This is a genomic window from Shewanella eurypsychrophilus (assembly GCF_007004545.3).
Classification (GTDB): Bacteria; Pseudomonadota; Gammaproteobacteria; order Enterobacterales; family Shewanellaceae; genus Shewanella; species Shewanella eurypsychrophilus.
Map to the genome: position 1 here is coordinate 2,599,403 of NZ_CP045503.2, position 21,308 is coordinate 2,620,710.

At 42.0% G+C, this 21,308-nt stretch carries 16 protein-coding genes; 11 read left to right on the plus strand and 5 right to left on the minus strand.

What is annotated here, in order from left to right; all coding sequences use genetic code 11:
• Positions 1-2: 2 nt before the first annotated feature.
• From FM038_RS10970 to cmoA, 4 genes are all read right to left on the minus strand, one after another.
• Entirely contained in the window at positions 3-1,508 is a 1,506-nt protein-coding gene (locus FM038_RS10970) for an inactive transglutaminase family protein (protein ID WP_142870645.1), read from the minus strand.
• An 11-nt stretch (positions 1,509-1,519) separates the two neighbouring features.
• Entirely contained in the window at positions 1,520-2,266 is a 747-nt protein-coding gene (locus FM038_RS10975; RefSeq protein ID WP_142870644.1) for an ATP-dependent zinc protease family protein, read from the minus strand.
• A 78-nt stretch (positions 2,267-2,344) separates the two neighbouring features.
• Positions 2,345-3,337 (minus strand): tRNA 5-methoxyuridine(34)/uridine 5-oxyacetic acid(34) synthase CmoB, encoded by a 993-nt coding sequence (gene cmoB / locus FM038_RS10980; protein ID WP_142870643.1) that lies wholly within the window; start codon positions 3,335-3,337, stop codon positions 2,345-2,347.
• Positions 3,338-3,386: 49 nt separating this feature from the next.
• Complete coding sequence (gene cmoA, locus FM038_RS10985) at positions 3,387-4,118, minus strand: carboxy-S-adenosyl-L-methionine synthase CmoA (protein WP_142870642.1); 732 nt, start codon at positions 4,116-4,118, stop codon at positions 3,387-3,389.
• Between the two features lie 149 nt (positions 4,119-4,267).
• Between cmoA and FM038_RS10990 the strand changes: the two genes are divergently transcribed.
• The 6 genes from FM038_RS10990 to ruvB all read left to right on the plus strand — a co-directional run bounded on the left by FM038_RS10990 (position 4,268) and on the right by ruvB (position 12,086).
• A complete protein-coding gene (locus FM038_RS10990) occupies positions 4,268-7,066 on the plus strand; it encodes a transporter substrate-binding domain-containing protein (RefSeq protein WP_223293054.1) in 2,799 nt (932 codons plus the stop codon).
• A gap of 170 nt (positions 7,067-7,236) precedes the next feature.
• Positions 7,237-9,018 carry an aspartate--tRNA ligase gene (gene aspS, locus FM038_RS10995; RefSeq protein ID WP_142870641.1) on the plus strand — a complete coding sequence of 594 codons (1,782 nt, stop codon included), beginning with the start codon at positions 7,237-7,239 and terminating at the stop codon, positions 9,016-9,018.
• A gap of 129 nt (positions 9,019-9,147) precedes the next feature.
• Positions 9,148-9,894: a YebC/PmpR family DNA-binding transcriptional regulator gene (locus tag FM038_RS11000; protein ID WP_142870640.1), complete on the plus strand. Its 747-nt coding sequence runs from the start codon at positions 9,148-9,150 to the stop codon at positions 9,892-9,894.
• A 3-nt stretch (positions 9,895-9,897) separates the two neighbouring features.
• Positions 9,898-10,419 (plus strand): crossover junction endodeoxyribonuclease RuvC, encoded by a 522-nt coding sequence (gene ruvC / locus FM038_RS11005; RefSeq protein WP_142870639.1) that lies wholly within the window; start codon positions 9,898-9,900, stop codon positions 10,417-10,419.
• Positions 10,416-11,033, plus strand: a complete 618-nt coding sequence (gene ruvA, locus FM038_RS11010; RefSeq protein WP_142870638.1) for a Holliday junction branch migration protein RuvA — start codon at positions 10,416-10,418, stop codon at positions 11,031-11,033. Before ruvC ends, ruvA begins: the two co-directional genes overlap by 4 nt.
• 36 nt (positions 11,034-11,069) lie before the next feature.
• Complete coding sequence (gene ruvB, locus FM038_RS11015) at positions 11,070-12,086, plus strand: Holliday junction branch migration DNA helicase RuvB (RefSeq protein WP_142870637.1); 1,017 nt, start codon at positions 11,070-11,072, stop codon at positions 12,084-12,086.
• 40 nt (positions 12,087-12,126) lie between these two features.
• Here the strand turns inward: ruvB and FM038_RS11020 are convergent, their stop codons facing one another.
• Positions 12,127-12,477, minus strand: coding sequence for a hypothetical protein (locus tag FM038_RS11020; protein ID WP_142870636.1), 351 nt, complete (start codon positions 12,475-12,477; stop codon positions 12,127-12,129).
• A gap of 572 nt (positions 12,478-13,049) precedes the next feature.
• Between FM038_RS11020 and FM038_RS11025 the strand changes: the two genes are divergently transcribed.
• The 5 genes from FM038_RS11025 to FM038_RS11045 all read left to right on the plus strand — a co-directional run bounded on the left by FM038_RS11025 (position 13,050) and on the right by FM038_RS11045 (position 21,287).
• A complete protein-coding gene (locus FM038_RS11025; RefSeq protein ID WP_142870635.1) occupies positions 13,050-13,517 on the plus strand; it encodes a DUF4402 domain-containing protein in 468 nt (155 codons plus the stop codon).
• 144 nt (positions 13,518-13,661) lie between these two features.
• On the plus strand, positions 13,662-14,462 hold the full coding sequence (locus tag FM038_RS11030) for a fimbrial biogenesis chaperone (protein WP_142870634.1): 801 nt from the start codon (positions 13,662-13,664) through the stop codon (positions 14,460-14,462).
• A 22-nt stretch (positions 14,463-14,484) separates the two neighbouring features.
• A complete protein-coding gene (locus tag FM038_RS11035) occupies positions 14,485-17,556 on the plus strand; it encodes a carboxypeptidase regulatory-like domain-containing protein (protein ID WP_195873253.1) in 3,072 nt (1,023 codons plus the stop codon).
• 107 nt (positions 17,557-17,663) lie between these two features.
• Positions 17,664-18,083: a hypothetical protein gene (locus FM038_RS11040; RefSeq protein ID WP_142871218.1), complete on the plus strand. Its 420-nt coding sequence runs from the start codon at positions 17,664-17,666 to the stop codon at positions 18,081-18,083.
• A gap of 672 nt (positions 18,084-18,755) precedes the next feature.
• The gene (locus FM038_RS11045) at positions 18,756-21,287 is read left to right on the plus strand and encodes a TonB-dependent receptor (RefSeq protein ID WP_195873254.1); all 2,532 of its coding nucleotides are present in this window, start codon (positions 18,756-18,758) and stop codon (positions 21,285-21,287) included.
• Positions 21,288-21,308: the final 21 nt, after the last annotated feature.

The window sequence follows — 21,308 nt, forward strand, 5'->3', positions numbered from 1 at the left end:
CACTATTCTCCTGACAATGGCTTGAAGCGTCTCAATTCGAGTAGACGGTAACCTGTATATTGGCCCATCAATAAAACGATAGCCAAAATAACTAAGTGAATACCTAAGAAATTAAATACCCAATGCTGAACCCAGCTAGCACTCATTGCAAGGTAGGCCAAAGTGGCAACAAACAAGCTACCGCCGCCTTGCAAAACAACTTCCTTAGGACCTTCCTCCTCCCAAAGAATAGACATTCTTTCGATGGTCCAGGCAAGGATGATCATAGGGAAGAAAGTGATGGTGAGCCCTTCACTGAGACCAAATTTGTACGAAAGTAATGTGAACAGGCCAATAATTCCGATCACGACGATGATCACTGCCGATATCCTGGAGATCAGCAGTAGATTGAGTTCAGAAAGGTAAGAGCGGATCATCAGACCACAGGCAACAATCAAGATAAATCCGACAAGGCCAGTGAGTAATGTGGTCTGTATAAATGCCAGTGCAATCAAGACCGGCATAAATGTTCCAGATGTTTTTAGGCCTACAATCACTCGCAGGAACACCACCATTAACACCCCAATAGGGATTAATAATATGCCTTTAAATAGCGATTGCTCTTCGAGTGGAAGCTGATAGAGAGAGAAATCTAATGCGCCTTGATTATTCATTACATCTAGCGATGTTGCGAGTGCTGAACGGGTGTCTTGCAACATAGAAAAATTGACTTGGGAGTTTATCCCACCGATGACATCCAATGTTGATTTTCCTGAACGGTCCCACAAAAGGACATTATCTGGGCGTCCTTGGGTTCCATTCATGGGATCAAATAGGTGCCATTCGCCATCATTGTAAACTTCAACAAAACTTGTTAATTGCTGGCGGCGACGTTGATCTTCAAGGTGAAGGGCACTGACCTCTTGTGCCGGTATTCCTCTATTGTTCAACATATTAACGAATAATTTACTGGCAGAGTTACTGCTCAATAATAGCTCTATGTTCTGGCTTCTTTCAGAGGCATTCAATGCTTTGTTGAGTTGTTGAGCGAAAGAGAGGTTAGTTGCACTCTTAGCCCAAACGTCTTCAGAAGCCTGTTCTGCGGCGACTTTCTCCGCTGCTGGCCAGATATGGGGAGAAACTGCTCTTGGGGCTTCTTCGGCCTGAATGCTTGTGATACCTGTTGGGATCAGTGTGACCTTATAGTAGAGATCTTGCTGGCCCTTTGCTGAACGAATAGACCAAATAGCTCGCCTGTTTTGTGGTTCATCACTGATCGAAAGACCATAACCCGGTGATGTCGCATTTTCTACCAATACTTCAAAGGCAGGATCATTAGGTAACGCAAAAGATATCTCAGCTGGCTCACCTGTTCCTTGAAATTTAATTTTTGCATCAACTGCCCAGCTTTGAACTTGCTTACCGGGCAAGAAAGGCACGTTGTTTTCAACGCCACGATAAATACTTGAAGCGATACCAGCTATAAAGAGCAGGGCAACCAGGATGTAGAAAGGTTTTTTAGAATGCATTAACTCTGTTCCTATTTATTGACAACGGCAGGCGTTGTCATTTTTCCATGGATAAAGGTCTGACCGACATCGACGATTGCAATATCTTGCATAAACTTACGGCCCAATAACAGTGGAAACTCAAGGTGACTACGATCGACTAAATTGAGATCCGTTTCGGCCTTATATTTACCTATTTTAAGATGAGCATGAATGACTGGGCGGCGATCACTCTTTTCATCTGCTTCTTGTTTTATTCGGACAAAACGCTCTACTCTAGATTCAAAGGTGTCAGCTGGGGCATCGCTGCCTTGGGTGAGTACATCGAAACGTACCCATTGTTTACCATCACGCTCGAATAAAATAATATTTCTGGCATCGAGTGATGATGACTCCGCACCAGTATCAATTCGGGTTTTGAAGCTGGTTTTTATTTCATCTACATAAACAGATTCAGCTGCACCAAGAATGAACTTACCGCTGAGTGGAGATGCTGGACACTCTAGTTCTATAGGAATAATGTTTTCTTCTTCAGGCTTAACGTTAAGCTGGGCCAGTTGCTTCTCAAGACCTTCTAACTGAGCAGACAACTCACTATAACTGGCTGTTTGCGCCTGCTGATTATTGTCAATGACAGCAATTAGTGCGGCTTGTTGCTTAGCTTGGCTAGTTTCTAATGCTTCAGCATCAATTGGTTGCGGTAGACTCTCAGTGTTCGTGGTCGATGCGCAACCAATCAAACTTGTGATTGCAGCAATACAGATGATCTGCTTTAACATAGTGCTTCCCATTACTATTTTTCATTTGTGTCGAATACCTTCAAGGCTAAAGTTGAAGGTATTTAGCCGTATTCAGTGTTAAATTAAATCTTTATTTGGCTGGTTTTTCGTTGCGATAAACGTGACACGTTTTGGCGCAGGATAACCTTCTACGGTCAAATCAATATTTGCCGGATCAAGATAATCAACCAATGACTCATTAGGCATCCAGTCAGTACTTCTTTGTTCAGCTAAAGAGGTGACATCGATATCGACGCACTTTACATCAATGAAATCAGCTTTCTTTAACCATTTTTCAAGTGCGGCGGCTGAAGGGAGAAACCATACATTATTCATCTTGCCATATCTATCATCGGGTACAAGAACTGTATTTTCATCACCATCAATGACTAATGTTTCTAAAACTAATTCACCACCTGTTCTCAATTGATCTCTTAGTTGTAACAAGTGATCAATAGGTGAACGCCTGTGATAAAGAACCCCCATAGAGAAAACGGTGTCGAAAGCATCCAGCGGAGGTAACTCTTCGATACCTAATGGCAATAGATGAATAGGGTGATGAGAGCCTGCTAACCTTTTTGTTGCTTCAAACTGACATAAGAATAGGGTGGCTGGATCGATGCCAACAACGTGTTTAGCGCCTTCTCCTAACATTCGCCACATGTGATAGCCACTGCCGCAGCCTACATCAAGAACGGTACGATTATTTAATGATGACAGGTGAGGAAGGATACGTTCCCATTTCCAGTCAGAACGCCACTCAGTGTCAATCTCAATACCGTGAATAGAGAATGGACCTTTACGCCAAGGCATAAAAATACGTAATAAATTCTCTAATTTTTCTTTTTCACCCGATGAGAGCTGTGAGCCTGAACCTATGGTGACACTATTTTTTAAATCAATGCTATCAGGCTCAGGGTAGTGCAGCTTATTGAGCACTTTTTCCCATTTTGGTAAAGTGCCATGTTTATGCTCACGCTGCCATTGGCCAAGGGTAGCCGGTAAAGTCTCTAACCAATGTTGTAGGCTAGAATCTGCAATCTGTTTGTAAAATGAGCTGAAACTAATCACTTTCGTATTACCTATGATTATGAAATTGGGATAATAAGTTCATTGTTTATTATTTTATGGCGACCATAGAGGAAAAGTTGAAACATTGAAACCAAATATTGAAATGCATAAATCCATGTTTTCTGAGCCTTTGCTCGTGTTGTAGCAAGGTATCAGGCTTCATCACATTTTCAAGTGAGCTTCGTTTCTGACTTATTTCAAGTTCGCTATATCCATTTGCCCTTTTAAAGTCTAGGTGAAGGTCATATAAGAGTGCTTGAATCTCTTCATCTTCAAAGTTTAACTTTTCAGATAAGACTAAAATGCCACCAGGATTTAATCCTTGGTATATTTTCTTTACTAATTCATCACGATCCGAGGGAGCCAAAAACTGCATCGTAAAGTTTAAGATCACCATGGAGGCGTTCTCAATATTAATATCTCGGATATCGCCACAGACCAGATCTACAGGTGTATCACTCACATACGCCGATAGATTCTCGTTACAGCGCTCAATCATTGATTGGCTATTATCTACTGCAATAATACGACAGTTTCGATTTTCTACATGGCGTCTAATCGTTAAGGTCGCAGCCCCAAGCGAGCAGCCTAAATCGTAAATGTGGCTATCTGGGCTGGCATACTTCTGAGCAAAGGCTCCTAGAGTATTAATGATTTGGCTATAGCCTGGCACCGAACGCTTAATCATATCATTGAACACACCGGCTACTTTCTCATCAAATTGAAAGTCAGCGATGTTTTCACAAGCATGGGCAAAAATATTGTCTTGGGATGATTTCATGAGATTTAAATGTGTCAATTCAACGTTGCATTCTAACGAAACTTGTCCATAGGCGGCAAGTCTAGTACTGGATATTTATCGTAAAGTTTTGTCTAATAGCGAGTATATAACAAGATTTTTACACCTGTTTATCTTTTTGGATATTGAACGTGAAATTTTTGACTCATTTATTTATTGCGATTTTTTTTTGTTTATACCCTATGACCACATTGGCCGATGAGGCTGAACCGCTTGTTTTGGTGATGGGGGAGGACAGCTACCCTTACCAGTTTGTTGATGAACGTGGTGAGGCTCAAGGGATCTTGGTGGATCTCTGGCTGGAGTGGGCAAGACAAACAGATAAACCCATTATGTTTGTTTCACGTCATTGGACCGATGCATTAGACCAATTGTCAGATGGTAATGCTGATATCCATATCGGTATGGCAGCCACACCAGCGAGAAAAACGTTATTTGCATTTTCTGAGGCGATTTCTCATGTCAGTACCTACTTGTATTTACACCATGAAATTCCAGCGGGGGTTGATGTTTCAATGCTCGAGCCCTATCAGGTCGGCATTGTCGCAGGTTCATCTCATGAAGCAGACTTGTTAGCGCTTAGCCCGAGAATTATCTTTAAGCGTTATAAGAATAGACACGACCTTCTTCAAGCGGTATTAAACAGCGAAGTGAAAGTATTTGCAGGTATGGATGGTTACTTAAGAGATAAACAAGTGAATAAACAGATCGTGGGTCTTTTCCCACTATCAAACCGAATTTTAATTAAAAAGATCCCTCTTCGACCCGCAGTGAATCATGGTAATCAATCTTTGCTTGTCGAGATTAATCTAGGCTTTGCTTCGATTGATAAAGCACGTTTAGACGCTATTGAGGAACGTTGGTTAGGTATTAACCGGCAACAAACAGGGATTAAAATTGCCACGGCGATAAATCTAGAGCCCTTTATCTCGGTGGGTGGAGACAAGCACCTCCATGGATTATATGTTGATTTGTGGAATTTATGGTCTGATAAAACGGGGATACCTATTTCATTTGTTACAGGCGATATGAACCAGTCACTCGACATGGTTAAAAGCGGTCAAGCTGATGTACATATCGGTTATCCTGAAAGTGAAAAATTTAAAACCGGTTTACTCAGAAGCCAACTGCTCTACCAAGTCAAAAGTCGATTACACAGTTATGGAGAGCCGATAGCAGACTTGAACTCTCTTGCTGGAAAGCGAGTCGGTGCTGTCCCCACTGCGCCATACCTTGCTGAGTTAAAGCAGGCTATGCCAAATGTTCAACTTAAACTTTATGACTCGGTCACTGCGATGATAGAAGCTGCAAAAGATGGTCATATTGGCAGTTTCGTGGCTTCAGCATCGTGGACACATCATTACTTAGTTCTCAATGATGTATGGTCACAATTTTATGCCTACCCTGATTTGGAATTTGTGACTGATATATATGTATTGACGAATCATACTAGTCCAGGTTTATCTAAGCGGATAAAAGCAGGTTTCGAATTAATTGATTTTCAAGAGTTTAAAGAGATCGAGCGTAAATGGATTTTAAATGCGAGAGACCGCATATTCGACGCTCAGATGAACTCACTGTCATTTTCTCAAGAACAAGAAGCTTATTTACAGTCATTGTCTAGTCTGAGAATTGGCTACTTAAAAGCTTGGAAACCGATGGAGTTTACCAATGATAAGGGGGCGTTCTCAGGGATTAATAGTGATGTCGCTAGGGTCATCACAACTCAATTAGGCTTAAAAATGGAGGCCATTGAATTTGATGAATGGCAAAGCTTGATTGACGCACTCATTAATGGCGATGTCGATATTGCGGGCAGTGTGGCAGAAACTGCAGAACGAAGAAAACAATTACTTTTCAGTGAGCCATATTGGCCATCACCTTGGGCCTTAGCAACGCCAATAAACACATCGGTTATTTTTAATTTACAAGAACTCTCGGGTCAAAGGTTAGCCATTGTTGAAGGGTATGAGTTAGTCAGAAAATTAATGGGAGCTGACTATGGTATTGAGCTTGTTTTAGTGGCCGATCCACGTGCTGGATTAAAAGCAGTGATGAACGGAAAAGCTGACGCTTTTGTTGATAAAACGATTAATATGGCTGCAGAGTTAAAGTTAGGGGAATATGAACACGTCAAAATGTCTGTATTAGCCGATTTTTCTGATCAGCATAGCCACTTCGGTGTCCATCCGAGTCGCGCGGAGTTGATACCACTCATGAATATGGCTATCGACACGATAAATCAAGGCAGTCGTGAAGTGATTTATCAAAATTGGATTGAGACTTTGCCACCTTTAAATCAAGATTCTCAAGTTTTCAAATGGTGTATTGCAGTCATTATAATTTTACTGCTCTTAATTGGCGGTTTGTTCCTCTTTAGGTTTGCCATGTCTAAGGAGCGACGTAAACGAAAACAGCTAGAAAACAAATTAAATGAGTTAACCCATTTTGACCCGTTAACCGGTTTCCCTAATCGAAGTTTACTCGATGACAGACTCGAGCAGTCCGTTCTCCTGCATTGCCGTGAGCAAGCAACATTTAGTGTCCTTTTTATCGATGTTTCAGGCTTCAAGAAAGTGAATAAAGAGTTGGGGCATAAAGCTGGGGATGATTTACTGAAAATAGTGGCCGTTGAGCTCAAATCATGTTTTCGTCGTTCTGATACCTTAGCAAGATTTGGTAGTAATGAATTTGTGGCCATTTTAAATAAAACCAAAGATCTTGATCTTGTTTGTCAGGTTGCCGATACGATTCTCAGTCATTTGTCGCAAACTTTTGAGCATAAGGGCATAAAATTAACGGTTAGTGCCAGTATTGGCATTGCAATGTACCCTGCAGATGGTGACAATGTGGTGGAGTTACTCAAGTCCGCCGATAAATTAATGTATAGAGCGAAACAAAGTGGTGGAAATTGCTACAAATCATCATGAGAATGTTAGCTTTAGCTAGAAAATCAGTAGATTTAGAAAAAATATGATTGATCCTTGGCCGTCTGATGGCTAAGTAGTTTTGTAATCGGCAATATTTTACTATAATGCCGCTTTTGTGTTGATTAGAATATTCCTCAGCCATAGGTTTGCGGATTAAAGGAAAGAGTTAGATGCGCAGTCAATATTGTGGAGACGTTAACAAGTCTCACGTTGGACAAGAAGTAACCCTAGTGGGTTGGGTAAATCGTAGCCGTGACCTTGGTGGTGTGGTTTTTCTCGACTTAAGAGACAGAGAAGGGCTCGTACAGGTTGTTTATGATCCAGATTTACCTGAAGTGTTCGACGTTGCCAGTAGCCTGCGCAGTGAGTTTTGTGTCCAGATCACGGGTTTGGTTCGTGCTCGTCCCGATAGCCAGATCAATGATCAGATGCGTACCGGTGAGATTGAGATCTTAGGCAAAGGCTTAACTATCTTAAACAGCTCAGCGCCTCTGCCAATTAACATGGACAAGAATCAACATAATACAGAAGAACAAAGACTCAAGTATCGTTACTTGGATCTGCGCCGCCCAGAAATGGCTGAGCGTATTATATTTCGTTCGAAAGTGACCAGTGCCGTGCGACGCTTCCTAGATGGAAATGGTTTCCTCGACATTGAAACACCTATTTTGACTAAGGCTACACCGGAAGGCGCTCGTGACTACTTAGTCCCTAGCCGTACTTACAAAGGCCAGTTTTTTGCATTACCTCAGTCACCCCAGTTGTTTAAGCAACTGTTGATGATGTCTGGCTTCGATCGTTATTACCAAATTGTTAAGTGTTTCCGCGATGAAGATTTGCGTGCGGATCGCCAACCAGAATTCACACAGATAGATATTGAAACTTCGTTCATGACCTCAGCACAGGTGATGGCGAAAACAGAATTAATGGTTCGTGGCCTGTTCCAAGATCTTTTAAATGTTGATCTGGGTGAATTTCCAAAGATGACATTTGCTGAAGCGATGCGTCGTTTCGGATCTGATAAGCCTGACTTGCGTAACCCGCTTGAATTAATTGATGTTGCAGATATCGTTAAAGATGTTGAATTTGCGGTTTTCAATGGTCCAGCTAACGATCCAAATGGGCGTGTTGCCGTTCTTTGTGTTCCAGGCGGTGCAAAACTGTCACGTAAACAATTGGATAATTATGCTAAATACGTCACCATCTACGGCGCTAAAGGTTTAGCCTGGATGAAGGTGAACGATCTTGATAAAGGTCTCGAGGGCATTCAATCTCCAGTACTTAAGTTCCTTACGGAAGATGTTGTTAAGGGATTGCTTGAGCGCACAAATGCTAAGTCCGGTGATCTGATTTTATTTGGCGCAGATAAGGCAAACATCGTTGCTGAAGCGATGGGCGCACTGCGCTTAAAAGCGGGTGAAGACTTTGACCTGCTTGAAGGTGACTGGAAACCATTGTGGGTCGTCGACTTCCCTATGTTTGAGCCTACTTCTGATGGTGGACTGCATGCCATGCACCATCCATTTACCGCACCGAGTGGCATGACGCCGGAGCAACTTGAAGCCGACCCAACAGCGGCTATCTCAGATGCATATGATATGGTGTTAAATGGCTGTGAACTCGGCGGTGGTTCTGTGCGTATTCATAATACTGAAATGCAATCCTCTGTGTTCCGTATCTTAGGTATCGAAGAAGAAGAAGCTAACGAGAAGTTTGGCTTCCTTTTAGAAGCATTGCGTTACGGTACTCCACCTCATGCCGGTTTAGCTTTTGGTTTAGACAGAATAATCATGCTGATGACAGGTACAAGTTCAATTCGTGATGTCATGGCATTCCCGAAAACGACCACAGCTGCGTGTCCTTTGACTAACGCTCCTGGGCTTGCTAATCCTGAACAACTCGTCGAGTTAGGTATTAGCGTCATCAAAAAAGAAGAAGAAACTCAAGAGTAATAAATAATAAGCCGGGGAAACTCGGCTTTTTATTGCCAGTCAGATCCAAGTCTCATTTAGCATTGATTTCTTTAACTTTTAACTTCTTCATCCGGTAATCTATCCTCTTCGATATCAAGGAGCATTCATATGGCAGGTCACAGTAAATGGGACAACATCAAGCATCGTAAAGCGGCGCAGGATGCCAAGCGAGGTAAGCTTTTTACTAAGTTCATTCGTGAATTAACCGTCGCTGCCCGTGAAGGTGGCTCAGATGTTGATTCTAACCCCAGGTTACGTGCAGCGATTGACAAGTCACTGTCTAATAATATGACACGCGACACCGTTGAACGTGCAATTAAACGTGGGGCTGGAGAGCTTGATGGTCAGGTATTAGAGACCATTATGTATGAAGGTTATGGACCCGGTGGCACCGCTGTCATGGTCGAAACCATGACAGACAATAAGAATCGTACGGTATCGGGGGTGCGTAATGCATTCAGTAAATCCGGCGGTAACTTAGGCACAGACGGCTCGGTCTCATATCTGTTCGAAAAGAAAGGCATCATCTCTTTCGCTGAAGGAACGGATGAAGATAATGTTATGGATGCGGCTTTAGAAGCGGGGGCCGATGATGTGGTCAGCCATGAAGATAGCGCCATCGATGTCTTTACTAGCCCAGAAAGTTTTGGTGCAGTCAAGGATGCTTTGGATGCTGCGGGTCTTGAATCTGTTAACGCCGAAGTGACCATGGTGCCATCGACTAAAGCCTCCCTCGACGCCAGTACAGCAGCTAAATTCATTCGTTTAATAGATAATCTTGAAGATCATGATGATGTTCAAGAGGTGTATCATAATGCTGAGATCTCTGATGAAGTGATGGAGTTACTAGATTAATCTATGTCAATAATACTCGGTATCGATCCTGGTTCAAGGATCACAGGTTATGGGGTGATCAAACGAAATGGTCGGCACCCCGTATACTTGGGAAGTGGCTGTATTCGTACGAGTTCAGAAGATTTCCCCTATCGACTTAAACAAATTTTCGATGGGATCTCCGAAATAATACGCCAGTACCAGCCCACTGAATTTGCCATCGAGCGTGTTTTTATGGCTAAAAATGCCGATTCAGCGCTTAAATTAGGCCAAGCCAGAGGCGCAGCTATCGTTGCTGCAACCAATGCCGATCTTCCCGTTGGCGAATATTCGGCGACACAGATAAAAAGTGCCGTAGTCGGCACGGGCAAGGCGCAGAAGTCTCAAGTTCAGCACATGGTACAGCAAATTCTTAAATTGTCGGCTTGCCCACAAGCGGATGCCGCTGATGCATTAGGTGTCGCAATTTGCCATTTTCATACCAGTCAAAGCTTATTAGCGTTAGGCGGAATGGCAAACAAAAGAACATATGGACGATATAGATGATAGGTCGATTACGAGGCTTGCTCATCGAGAAGCAAGCTCCCGAGATTTTGATAGAAGTGAGTGGCCTCGGATACGAAGTCCAGATGCCCCTCACCAGTTTTTTTGAACTACCCGAACTCAATCAAGAAGCGATAGTTTACACCCACTTTGTGGTACGTGAAGATGCTCAGCTGCTCTATGGATTTATAACCAAGCAGGAACGGGCTTTGTTCCGTTTGTTGATTAAAACCAATGGTGTTGGACCTAAGCTGGCATTAACTATCTTGTCTGGTATGACATCGGCGGAGTTTGTCGCCTGTGTCGAGCGTGACGATATTGCCACCTTAGTTAAGTTACCTGGCGTAGGTAAGAAGACTGCTGAGCGCCTACTAGTAGAGATGCGTGATAAGCTCAAAAGTTTGATGGAAGCATCGGCGGGATCTGAGCGGGAATTTATGCTCAAGAGCAACTATACGCCGTCAAAGGTAGTCAACACTGCCGAAGAGGATGCAATTGCTGCTCTGTTGGCCTTGGGCTATAAGCCTGCACAGGCCAGTAAGTCAGTATCAGCGGTCTACCAGGACGGAATGAGTTCTCAGGAACTGATCAAGTCATCACTCAAGTCGATGCTGTAGCACACTTGTTTGATAGTGCAATTTAAAGAGAGATAAATGATAGAAGCCGATCGTATTATTCATGCAGAGCCTCAAGGTGTTGAGGAGTATGAAGAGCAGATAGACAGAGCCATGCGTCCTAAATTACTCGACGAGTACACAGGACAGGACGCGACTCGTGCTCAACTTAAGGTATTTATTCAAGCGGCTCAGAATCGTGGTGAAGCATTGGATCATATGCTCATCTATGGTCCGCCAGGTTTGGGGAAAACGACCTTGGCCCTTATCGTGGCTAATGAGATGGGAGTTAATATTAAATCAACCTCGGGCCCGGTACTTGAGAAAGCGGGCGATCTAGCTGCTTTATTGACTAATCTAGAGCCTGGCGATGTGTTATTTATTGATGAAATTCATCGACTAAGCCCAGTTGTGGAAGAGATCCTTTATCCCGCTATGGAGGATTATCAGCTCGATATCATGATTGGAGAGGGGCCTGCGGCTCGCTCAATTAAGTTAGATCTACCGCCGTTTACACTGATTGGTGCAACAACAAGAGCGGGGTCGTTAACTTCCCCTCTGCGAGCACGTTTTGGGATCCCCCTAAGGCTCGAGTTTTACAATGTCAAAGATCTCAGTACCATAGTGACTCGCTCTGCCAAAGTCCTCGACCTGCCTATCGATGATGAAGGGTCGTTGGAAGTGGCAAGACGCTCTCGTGGTACACCGCGTATTGCTAACCGATTATTGAGACGTGTGAGAGATTACGCCGAGGTTATGCATGACGGTGAAATTAATAAACACGTTGCTGATCTAGCGCTCGATATGCTTGATGTAGACAGTGAAGGTTTCGATTTTATGGATAGAAAACTTTTACTCGCTATCATTGATAAGTTTATGGGGGGGCCTGTAGGGCTTGATAACCTCGCAGCGGCAATCGGTGAAGAGAGAGAAACCATCGAGGATGTACTCGAACCTTACTTGATACAGCAAGGCTTTATACAGCGAACACCCCGTGGACGCATAGCCACTGAACGTGCTTACAAACACTTTAATTTAATCCAACCTGAAAAATAGGTCTCTAACTGAAATTGATTATTTGAAGGGCTGTGCTTGTTCATTGCTCTTCAATAATTAACATATACTGAGGGAACTTCTCTCCTGCTGTCGAATTTTTCTTTGCAACAACCTTTGCACCAATTTCAACATACTCCCCAGTAATACCAGGGCTGTCTAGACCAAAAATGGGAAAGTTTTTGTAGGTTTTGTTTTTATATCTCAGCCTTAGCGTTTTTAGATTAACCTTAGCTTCATTAGCCAGCTGACTAAAATTAACCGTGATCGGCAAGTTAGTGTCTGAAGTGATCAAGTACCTGCCTTGGTGGAAATCATTATCGAGCAAGGTGGCGTTTGTTGCACCACCTAACGCGCCTTTCCAATTTACATTGACAATGGTACTAGTGGTCAAGTTTTTTAACACTTTTGGATACTTAATCGGCTGGATTTCTGTAATAAATATTTGTGAGTTTACTGGCGAACTTAAACTTACGATTAGTATTAAGGCTATGAATAAACACAATTTATTTATTTTGTAATCTTTGGGTTTAAGATTTAATAATCTTAGCTTATGCATATAGACTCTCTACTTCTTATTCATTGTTGATCACCGTAAGCGCATTCACAGAAAGAACATTTTCTTGTTAACACTTCTATTTTACATTCCCACAACCTATCAATTGATTACTCAAATACGCCATTTGTAACAAAACCTCATTAAACCACACTTTTACTGCGTGAATATAATCACTATATTCAGTCGCTTACAATTTCACTATACCATATGTTGTTAAGGTGTGTTTAATTTGTTATAAAGTGTTGCTAAATATTTCATCTTTGATAATGTAAATAGCAGGTACGGTGCTAAGTACCTTTTAAACAGCGACTTATGTGTATCAGGGAAGACATAAATGACGTATAGAACATAACGGACGTTCAATTGCATAAGGTAATAAAAACAAGAAATATTCTCTGGAACACATTATGAAAAAAAAACTGCTTCTGTCGACTCTACTCGCATCAACATTTTTACTTTCTAGCCAAGCTGGTGCAACTCAGCAAACTGGGACAGCGAATTTTAACTTGGTATATCCCATCACAGTGACTCAAAATACCCCTATGGAGTTCGGAGATATTGACGTTTCTGTAGATGGAACCTGTAGCCTAGATTATGCAGATACTACCGCTGGTCCGAGCTGTATAGCGGGTGGTGCAACCGCAGCTTCTGGTGATTTCACGATTTCCTCTGCCGATGGAAGTGTCACTATTGGGCTTTCAGCCCCAGATACTACGGTACCCGGTGTAACATTTACACCGACCGTTGCTAGCTCCACTGTAACCGTCGCTTCAAACACTGCTAATTTGAAAATAGGTGGAACCGTTACGGTTGCCGCAGCAACCGCGACCGCGGGTGCACATTCATTAACCTATACGGTTGATGTCACTTATTAAGCCATTATGGTCCTTATAAAATTCAGCTATCATTTTTGATGCAATTTTGTGGAATAAGGGCCTTATTTTGCTCGTAGTAAGCTAACCAATAATAAGCTTGAAACACTCAATATGAGATTTCATAGAATTTAGCTGGGCGATATCATGAAACTATTTCTAATAGGCTGTGCTTTAGCCTTTTTTATACCTTTCAGTGTCAATGCAAATTTGCTTGTATCCCCGACTCGGGCTGAGTTAGATGATACAACACATAAAAGCGCTATTTTCTCTCTTGTTAATAAGGGGACTAGCACAGCTCGTTACAACATCTATTTTGAAGATAAGGTTCAGTTAGCCGAAGGCGGTTATCGAGTTATTGAAGGCGGTAAGCCTGCTTTATCTCAATTTGTTCGTTACTCACCAAGAAGAGTGACTCTTGAAAGCGAGCAAGGAACCCGCGTTCGTATGGCCGCTAGAGTACCTAAAGGCTTGCCAGCAGCTGAATACCGAAGTTACATCGTTTTTCACCAAATACCGTTAGCGCCAAGGGTGTCAAATCAAGCCAATGATGACTATGCAGAGACATTTAGTTTGTCTGTGACAGCCTTCGTCCGGATCTCAGTTCCAGTTATATTACGTATTGGCGAACTTGAAGGTGATGTGACTATTGGTGCTGTGACTGACGCAGAGCAGCAAACTAGTCTTGGTGTCACAATTAAACGCCATGGGTTGCGAAGCACGTATGGGGATATCGAAGTCTTTGTAGAAAAGAACATTGGCGGTGTCACTGAACTGGAAAATATTGCGAGTGTTAAAAACGTCGCAATTTACACTGAGCTGGATAGCAGAGATTTCTCTGTTAACTTAACTCGGCAGCTTATTAAGGGAGCAGAAGTTATTGTTCGTTATTCCGAAAGCAAAAACCTTAATGATGCTCAAATTATTGAAACACGCATGACCCTTTAGTGGTTTAAATTTGCGTGTCCATATGAAATCATCGTATCCCAACAAACATAATGAACAGAAGCAGGGGCTATTACTGCCCGTGCTTTTTCTGATTTCACTCCTATCACTTGTATTTTATTTACTCATCGTTCTTCTTCCTGAGTTCTTACTTAATGGCCCCGTTACTCAAGGTAAATCTTTCAAGGATATGAATGTCATCAAGGGGGGGAGCGCACCGACTCCACTCACTTTAAAACATAGAGAGCCAAGCCATAGAATACTTTTAGAGCATAAACCTAACGCGTTAAATGCCATTAAAGACACTCACACAGGGATATTTAAGCAGCTAAGAACTGCCAATACTCAGGTAACACGTACAGATGAAGAGACTAGCGATCAGTTTGAGCTAACCCGGATTCAAAAACGTTTTACTAAACCCGCGATGCAGGTTAACCCTAAAGAATTTAAGCAACACAGACGTATAATTCAGGGCGAAGTGATAACTGCAAATACGAGCCTTCATGATGCTTCATCATTAGCCCAAGTTGATGAGGTAAATTCAGGCATTAAGGATAACTTTGATCCATTGGCACTGAGAATCGCTCCTAAAGTGTTAGAGAGTCCTGATACTTGTAAGCGGTTAATCACAATACCTTATCAGACACTCCCGGTCTCTCAAGAACTCTTTCTTATTAGCCAGCTCAAATACGGTAACTTGGTCATTAGCAATGAGCTGTTTGCATATCAGCAAGAAGGAAAGCTATATCTTCCTATTCAGTTACTTGCCGAGCTTTTAATGCTCCCTGTTAAGCTCAATATTGACACCTTGTCTTTAAGTGGTTGGTATCTAACTCCTGATAGAAACATTGATATTAGTAGTCATTTAATGATGTTTTGGGGCAACAGTGACCACTGTAGTGTTCAAGAGAGCAATATCTATTTTGATGACTGGGATATCTATATTGAACTTACAATCATAGAACAAATGTTTGGTTTGAATATCAATTTTGAACCATCAAGGCAGCGTTTCAACATTAAAGAGTCGAGTTTTATCCCACTTTCACAGATACAAGATAGGAGGAGGCGATATGATCTGTTCAGTGCCCAAAAGGGTCAAAATGATCAATTGACTGTTCGAGAGATAAAGCGAGAAGACGCTATGCTTGGTGATCTTGCTATGAGCGTTGATCTTGGAATTACCTCTCAAAAAAAAGAACATATCGAAGAGACTAGCGTCGAAGGGTTTATTCAAGCTAGAACAGATTTTGCTGGTCATAATGTCTATGCAAGCTACTCATGGTCTGAAACAGATGAAGTGATTAACGCCTATATTGAGAAAACACTATCAGATTCTTGGCTAAAGCATTATCGCATAGGCAGCATTGAATCCCATTCTTTACCATTAATTTCTGAGTCTAGTGAAGGCAAGGGCATTAGATTGACAGCAGGAGATGGATTCACTCAAGACTTTCGGCATATCACAATAGAGGGAGAAATTGAGCCTGATTGGGATGTCGAACTCTATAGAAATAATAGCCTAATCGATATACAAAGGGCGGGCTCTGATGCACGTTATCGTTTTGTACAGGTGCCATTTTTTATCGGTCTTAATCAATATCAATTGAGGTTTTATGGACCCAGTGGCGAAACACGTACAGAAACGTTCAGTAAAATGTTGGATAACTCAGTCTTAGAGCAAGGTCAGTTAGGTTTTAGCTTCGGCTCGCTGCAAAGGGAACAAGATGAGTTACAACTTCATTATGTTAACGCTAATTGGGCCGTGACAGAGAGTCTCACTACAAACTTATCATTGGTTCAGCAAGAAGTTGCTGATAATGATTGGTTAACCATTCCCAAGCTTGGTATCAATTTCATAGGTGGTGAACATCTCATCCAAATTAACTACGCCAGTACTTCTAAAGGTTATGCTACAGGTGTCGCAGTGCAAGGCAGCAAGAAACACATCGATTGGTTAGCGGATTGGGAGTATTTTGATAACTTTAATTCGTGGGAGAACCCTAATGAAACACTGGAACAGCAAGCGAGTTTAAATGTGAATGGTAGCATCGACGACTCTGGTATGAGCTGGGCACTTTCTGGCAGCTGGAAAGACTATTCCATGTCCACTGATCTATTGCAGTTTAATGCCGCATTAATGGGCCGATTTAATCTACTTTCATACAGTAATGAATTGAGGTGGCAGTCAGCGATAGGTAAAGACAGAGTGTATAATCGTATGGCGGCCTCAGGCAGATTAGGTGAGTGGTACCTTAGGTCATATGTTGACTTGTCTATTTCACCTGAGCTTGAGGTTAATCAGTGGGTCGTCAATGCGAACTCATCAATCAATGACCGTATAAATTACCAAGTGGAGATCAATTACCAGCCTCAAGCTATTGATGCTTTTAGGGTTAGAAACTCTATTGCCTATCTTTTCGACCACAGTTCGTTACGGTTAGTACTTGATAATGATTCCGATGGTGATTGGTACGCTCAACTGAAATGGAATAGCTCTTTGCTGTGGCAGCCTGAATCTAATTTATGGCTACTGGATCGTGTGAGCCACCTAAATACTGGCGCCGTAAAGATTGTGGCTTTTCAGGATGATAATGCCAATAGCCTGTTTGATACAGATGAGCTAGCAATAAGTGGTTTAAGTTTTTCAGGGCACAGTCAAACATCTGCCAGTACCAATCAAGATGGTGAGTTACTGATAACTCATTTGCAAACGACACGTCCTCAGCGCCTTCTACTTAAAGAGTCAAGTTTGCCCGATCCCTTCCTCATCCCATTAATGATGGCTGTAACTGTTAACCCCCATCCTGGTCATGTACAAAAGGTGCTCTATCCGGTGTTATACACAGCAGAGCTTGAAGGAAGCGCCATGCTACTAGATGGTAAAAAACAGCTGCCTGCCAAAGGTATGCTGGTTACATTAGTAAGCACAGATGATAATCGAAAATACAAAACGAGGGTTGAATATGATGGAGTCTATATATTTGATCGCGTTCTACCTGGCCGTTATCAGCTTTCAATAGAAGACAAGTTCACACAACAAATTAATGTGAAGCCTGGTGAGTACATGGTACTAGAGTCAGTGAGTATCCTAAACTAGCTCTGTGGGAGCACTATTGGAGATGAGATGAGTCAATCTTAGAAGTTTTTAGCAAGTTGTTAGCTACACACTATACTCGTTGAGTGTCTCTCTATTTAGAAATTATCATGTTAAATGCCTTTGTTTTAGCATCTGTTATGGGCCAAGCTAGCATTAATCTAGTGCAACCAATTCTAATCATAGAGAAAAGCACGATTAACTTTGGAGATGTACAAAACTACCCTAATTCCACTTGCACCCTTAGTCTCTTCGAGCGTCAAGGTAGCGGATGCTTAGCATCTGAATGGCGCAGTGGCACTTTTCATTTAAGTGGGCTAGCTAATAAGCGTGTCACTATTGAGTTAGTTGCATTGAAACACGAGAAGTACAGTTTCACTCCATTTCTATCAAATGGCTTGCAATCTCAGACCTATGATCTCAAAACGGGTGAATTAGATATCGACATTGGGGCTGAACTCACATTGAACACTTTATTAGAGTCTGGGATATATAACATAAATTATTTAATTGAAGTTGTTTATGAATAGGCGGTTTTTAAATGACTTCTAAATATGTCTGCAGTTGGTAAATCGCTTGATTCTTTATCTGCAACCTATAAAAAGTCACAATTGAGTACCTCTTGATAATTATTTAAATGAATGGTTAACGATGGATTAGTTTATTTAAAATAAGTTACATAATGTATCGGCTTGGCAATTGTTAATACTTTATATTAAAACTAACGAGGCGTATAAAAAGTCTGAACCTATACTGAACCCTACAAAAAACAAAACTACCAATGCTTGACTTCAATCAATTAAAGCCCGAGGAATGGCATATTTTATAAATGGATAAGCTCAAAGTGTGACGCGGGTCACACTTCTCGTTTTTGTGCAGGTTGATAAACTGTTAAGGCGTGTGCAGGTTTAATCTCTATCTTTATTAACGTTATATAGTTTTTTGTTCTGTTATTAACATGTTTGACCCCTTTCAGTTTGATAATTAGTTTCATTAGCTACCAAAGTCACACCTATTATTAACCTTTCATTATCAGAGGTTAATTAAAATAGGCATTGACTGAATTATGGTGAAACTACAGTATCAATTCAACGCCTACAATTTCGTTTGATTAACCTATATAGGGTGACGATTAAATAAATAAGATTGGCGCAAAATAACAACAAAATAAGTAAGTAATAATAGTTAGGGAGTAAATCTTAATGATAAGAACATCACTGCATAAGAGTAATAAATTATCTCAAGCGATTAAGCTTGGGTTAATCGCATCAGTTTCAACAGCAGCTTTTACAGTTTCTAGTACTGCAGTCGCTCAAGAAGAAACTGCCAATGTGGAACGCATTGCAGTAACTGGCTCCCGCATTCAGCGTCAAGATATGGAAACGGCCTCACCGGTTACCATTATCGATGCTGCAACAATTAAAGCAGAAGGTTTCACTTCTGTAGACCAAATGCTACAAGCACAGACATCAATGGCAGGTGCAGCTGTTGGTTCAAGCACTAACAACGGTGCAGACGGTGTTGCTCAGGTTGACCTGCGTGGTATGGGCTCACAACGTACTTTAGTATTGCTAAATGGTCGCCGTATGGTTAACTCAGGTTCTGGTGCAGACAGCGCTGTGGATCTTAACTCTATTCCAGTAGCAATGATTGCACGTGTAGAAATTCTAAAAGATGGTGCTTCAGCTGTATATGGCTCAGATGCCATCGCTGGTGTAGTTAACATCATCACTAAGAAAGATTTTGAAGGCTTCCAGATTGATGTTACTGGCGGTATGACTGATAAGAGCGACGGTGAAAACGGCGAAATCAGTGCACTTTACGGCTTTAATACAGATACAGGTAACTACACATTTGGTGCTGCTTACTCTGAGCGTCGCGGCGTTATTCAGTCTGACCGTGACTGGACAGATCCAGGTGCGAGCTCATTTATTCCAAATGGCTCTCTTGGCGGTATGGTTAAAGATGAAAACGGTAACTGGGTAGATCGTGAAGAAGGGTACGATTATACACAAGACAGTTTTTACCAGACGCCTAGTAAGCGCTACAGCTTGTTCGCCAACATGACTCAAGAGCTTGGCGGTGACCTAGTGTTAACCGGTGATATCCTTTACACCAAGCGTAAGTCAAACCAGCAGATGGCCCCTCAGCCTGCTAACCTCGACTTAGACGTTTGTGAAGCGGGTGACGATCCTCTTACCTGTATAGAACTTGACCAAGACATGATCGATGCAGGCATCACGCCAAACGACAAAGGACAAGTTAACTACAGAAAACGTATGACTGATGTAGGTCCACGTATCTATACTCAGGACACAGATACATTGCGTGTTTCTGCAGCTCTAGCAGGCTCTCTCGATATTAATACCGGTATGGATTGGGATATTTCCTACACTTACGGTAAGAACAAAGCTGATACTGCGGTAGAAAACTCGATCAATGCATCAATCATGACGAATGCAATCTATGCAGATCAAGATGCTTGGTTTACCGGTCAGCCGATGACAGACCAAGATTTGCTAGATAGTGTTGCTTACACTGAACAAGCTGATGGTGGTAATGAGCAACATGTTATCTCTGCAGGACTAACTGGTGAGTTATTTGACCTTGATGCAGGTGCAGTTGCATATGCTATCGGTGCAGAATATCGTTATGAAAGTGGATATTACAATCCAGACCCAATTGTTGTAGCGGGTGAAAGTACTGCTGCTCAGCAAGATCCTACTGATGGTAACTACAACGTAATTTCTGTGTTCCAGGAAGTAAGCGTTCCATTTACTGAAAAGCTAACTGGTGAGTTCGCACTACGATTTGACGAATACTCGACATTCGGTAACGCATCTACATGGAAAATAGGTCTAACATACGCAGCGACAGATGACTTGATGCTTCGTGGTGTTGCAGCAACAGGCTTCCGTGCTCCTAGCGTCAGCGAGCTATACGGCGGAAACTCTGGTTCATTCGATTACCTAGTTGATCCTTGGAAAAATGAGCAAGACCCACAGATCTTAGTTATTCGTACGTCAGATGAAGATCTTAAACCAGAAGAGTCAGAGTCTTACACAGCAGGTTTAGTATATTCGCCTAGCTATGTTGATGGCCTGTCACTGACTGTCGATTACTGGCGCTTTAAAGTAACCAATGCGATTGCGCGTATGGATACTCAAAATGGTCTAAACAACTGTTATGCAGGTGACCAAGCAGCATGTGAAGCGTTCAATATTGGACCAGATGGTGATTTAGATAACCTAACAAACTCACTAACTAACGTCGGTTACCAAGACACTAGCGGTATCGATTTTAACTTAGCCTATAACTTTGAAGTGTTAAACCTAGATTGGACCATTAGCAATGACACGACTTACTTGTTGAACTTTGAGCAAGATGGCGTTGATTACACTAATACCATCGATGGCAACTTCGGTGCATATGCTCAAGTACGTAACAACTTCAGCATCAAAGCTGGCCAAGACGACTGGAGTGTAATGTACTTCAACCGTTATATCGGTGAGATGGATGATTTAGGTGCAGGTACTAAAGTTGATTCAGTTCTTTATCATAATGTTTCAGCAAGTTACTTCATCAATGATGCTTGGATGGTAAGTGCTGGTGTTAAGAACTTGACTGACGAAGAGCCATCAACGGTTTCTAACGGCAGTGACGGTGGAACGGTACCAGAAGTCTATGACACCATTGGTCGTCAGTACTATGCTGGTGTGACTGTTAAGTTCTAAGCTTAGTTGATTACAGATTTA

What these genes read in the sequence shown, in the direction of transcription:
- FM038_RS10970 (WP_142870645.1), bottom strand. Translation starts at nt 1,508, where the DNA reads ATGCATTCTAAAAAACCTTTCTACATCCTGGTTGCCCTGCTCTTTATA.
- FM038_RS10975 (WP_142870644.1), bottom strand. Translation starts at nt 2,266, where the DNA reads ATGTTAAAGCAGATCATCTGTATTGCTGCAATCACAAGTTTGATTGGT.
- cmoA (WP_142870642.1), bottom strand. Translation starts at nt 4,118, where the DNA reads ATGAAATCATCCCAAGACAATATTTTTGCCCATGCTTGTGAAAACATC.
- aspS (WP_142870641.1), top strand. Translation starts at nt 7,237, where the DNA reads ATGCGCAGTCAATATTGTGGAGACGTTAACAAGTCTCACGTTGGACAA.
- FM038_RS11000 (WP_142870640.1), top strand. Translation starts at nt 9,148, where the DNA reads ATGGCAGGTCACAGTAAATGGGACAACATCAAGCATCGTAAAGCGGCG.
- ruvC (WP_142870639.1), top strand. Translation starts at nt 9,898, where the DNA reads ATGTCAATAATACTCGGTATCGATCCTGGTTCAAGGATCACAGGTTAT.
- ruvA (WP_142870638.1), top strand. Translation starts at nt 10,416, where the DNA reads ATGATAGGTCGATTACGAGGCTTGCTCATCGAGAAGCAAGCTCCCGAG.
- ruvB (WP_142870637.1), top strand. Translation starts at nt 11,070, where the DNA reads ATGATAGAAGCCGATCGTATTATTCATGCAGAGCCTCAAGGTGTTGAG.
- FM038_RS11025 (WP_142870635.1), top strand. Translation starts at nt 13,050, where the DNA reads ATGAAAAAAAAACTGCTTCTGTCGACTCTACTCGCATCAACATTTTTA.
- FM038_RS11030 (WP_142870634.1), top strand. Translation starts at nt 13,662, where the DNA reads ATGAAACTATTTCTAATAGGCTGTGCTTTAGCCTTTTTTATACCTTTC.
- FM038_RS11035 (WP_195873253.1), top strand. Translation starts at nt 14,485, where the DNA reads ATGAAATCATCGTATCCCAACAAACATAATGAACAGAAGCAGGGGCTA.
- FM038_RS11040 (WP_142871218.1), top strand. Translation starts at nt 17,664, where the DNA reads ATGTTAAATGCCTTTGTTTTAGCATCTGTTATGGGCCAAGCTAGCATT.
- FM038_RS11045 (WP_195873254.1), top strand. Translation starts at nt 18,756, where the DNA reads ATGATAAGAACATCACTGCATAAGAGTAATAAATTATCTCAAGCGATT.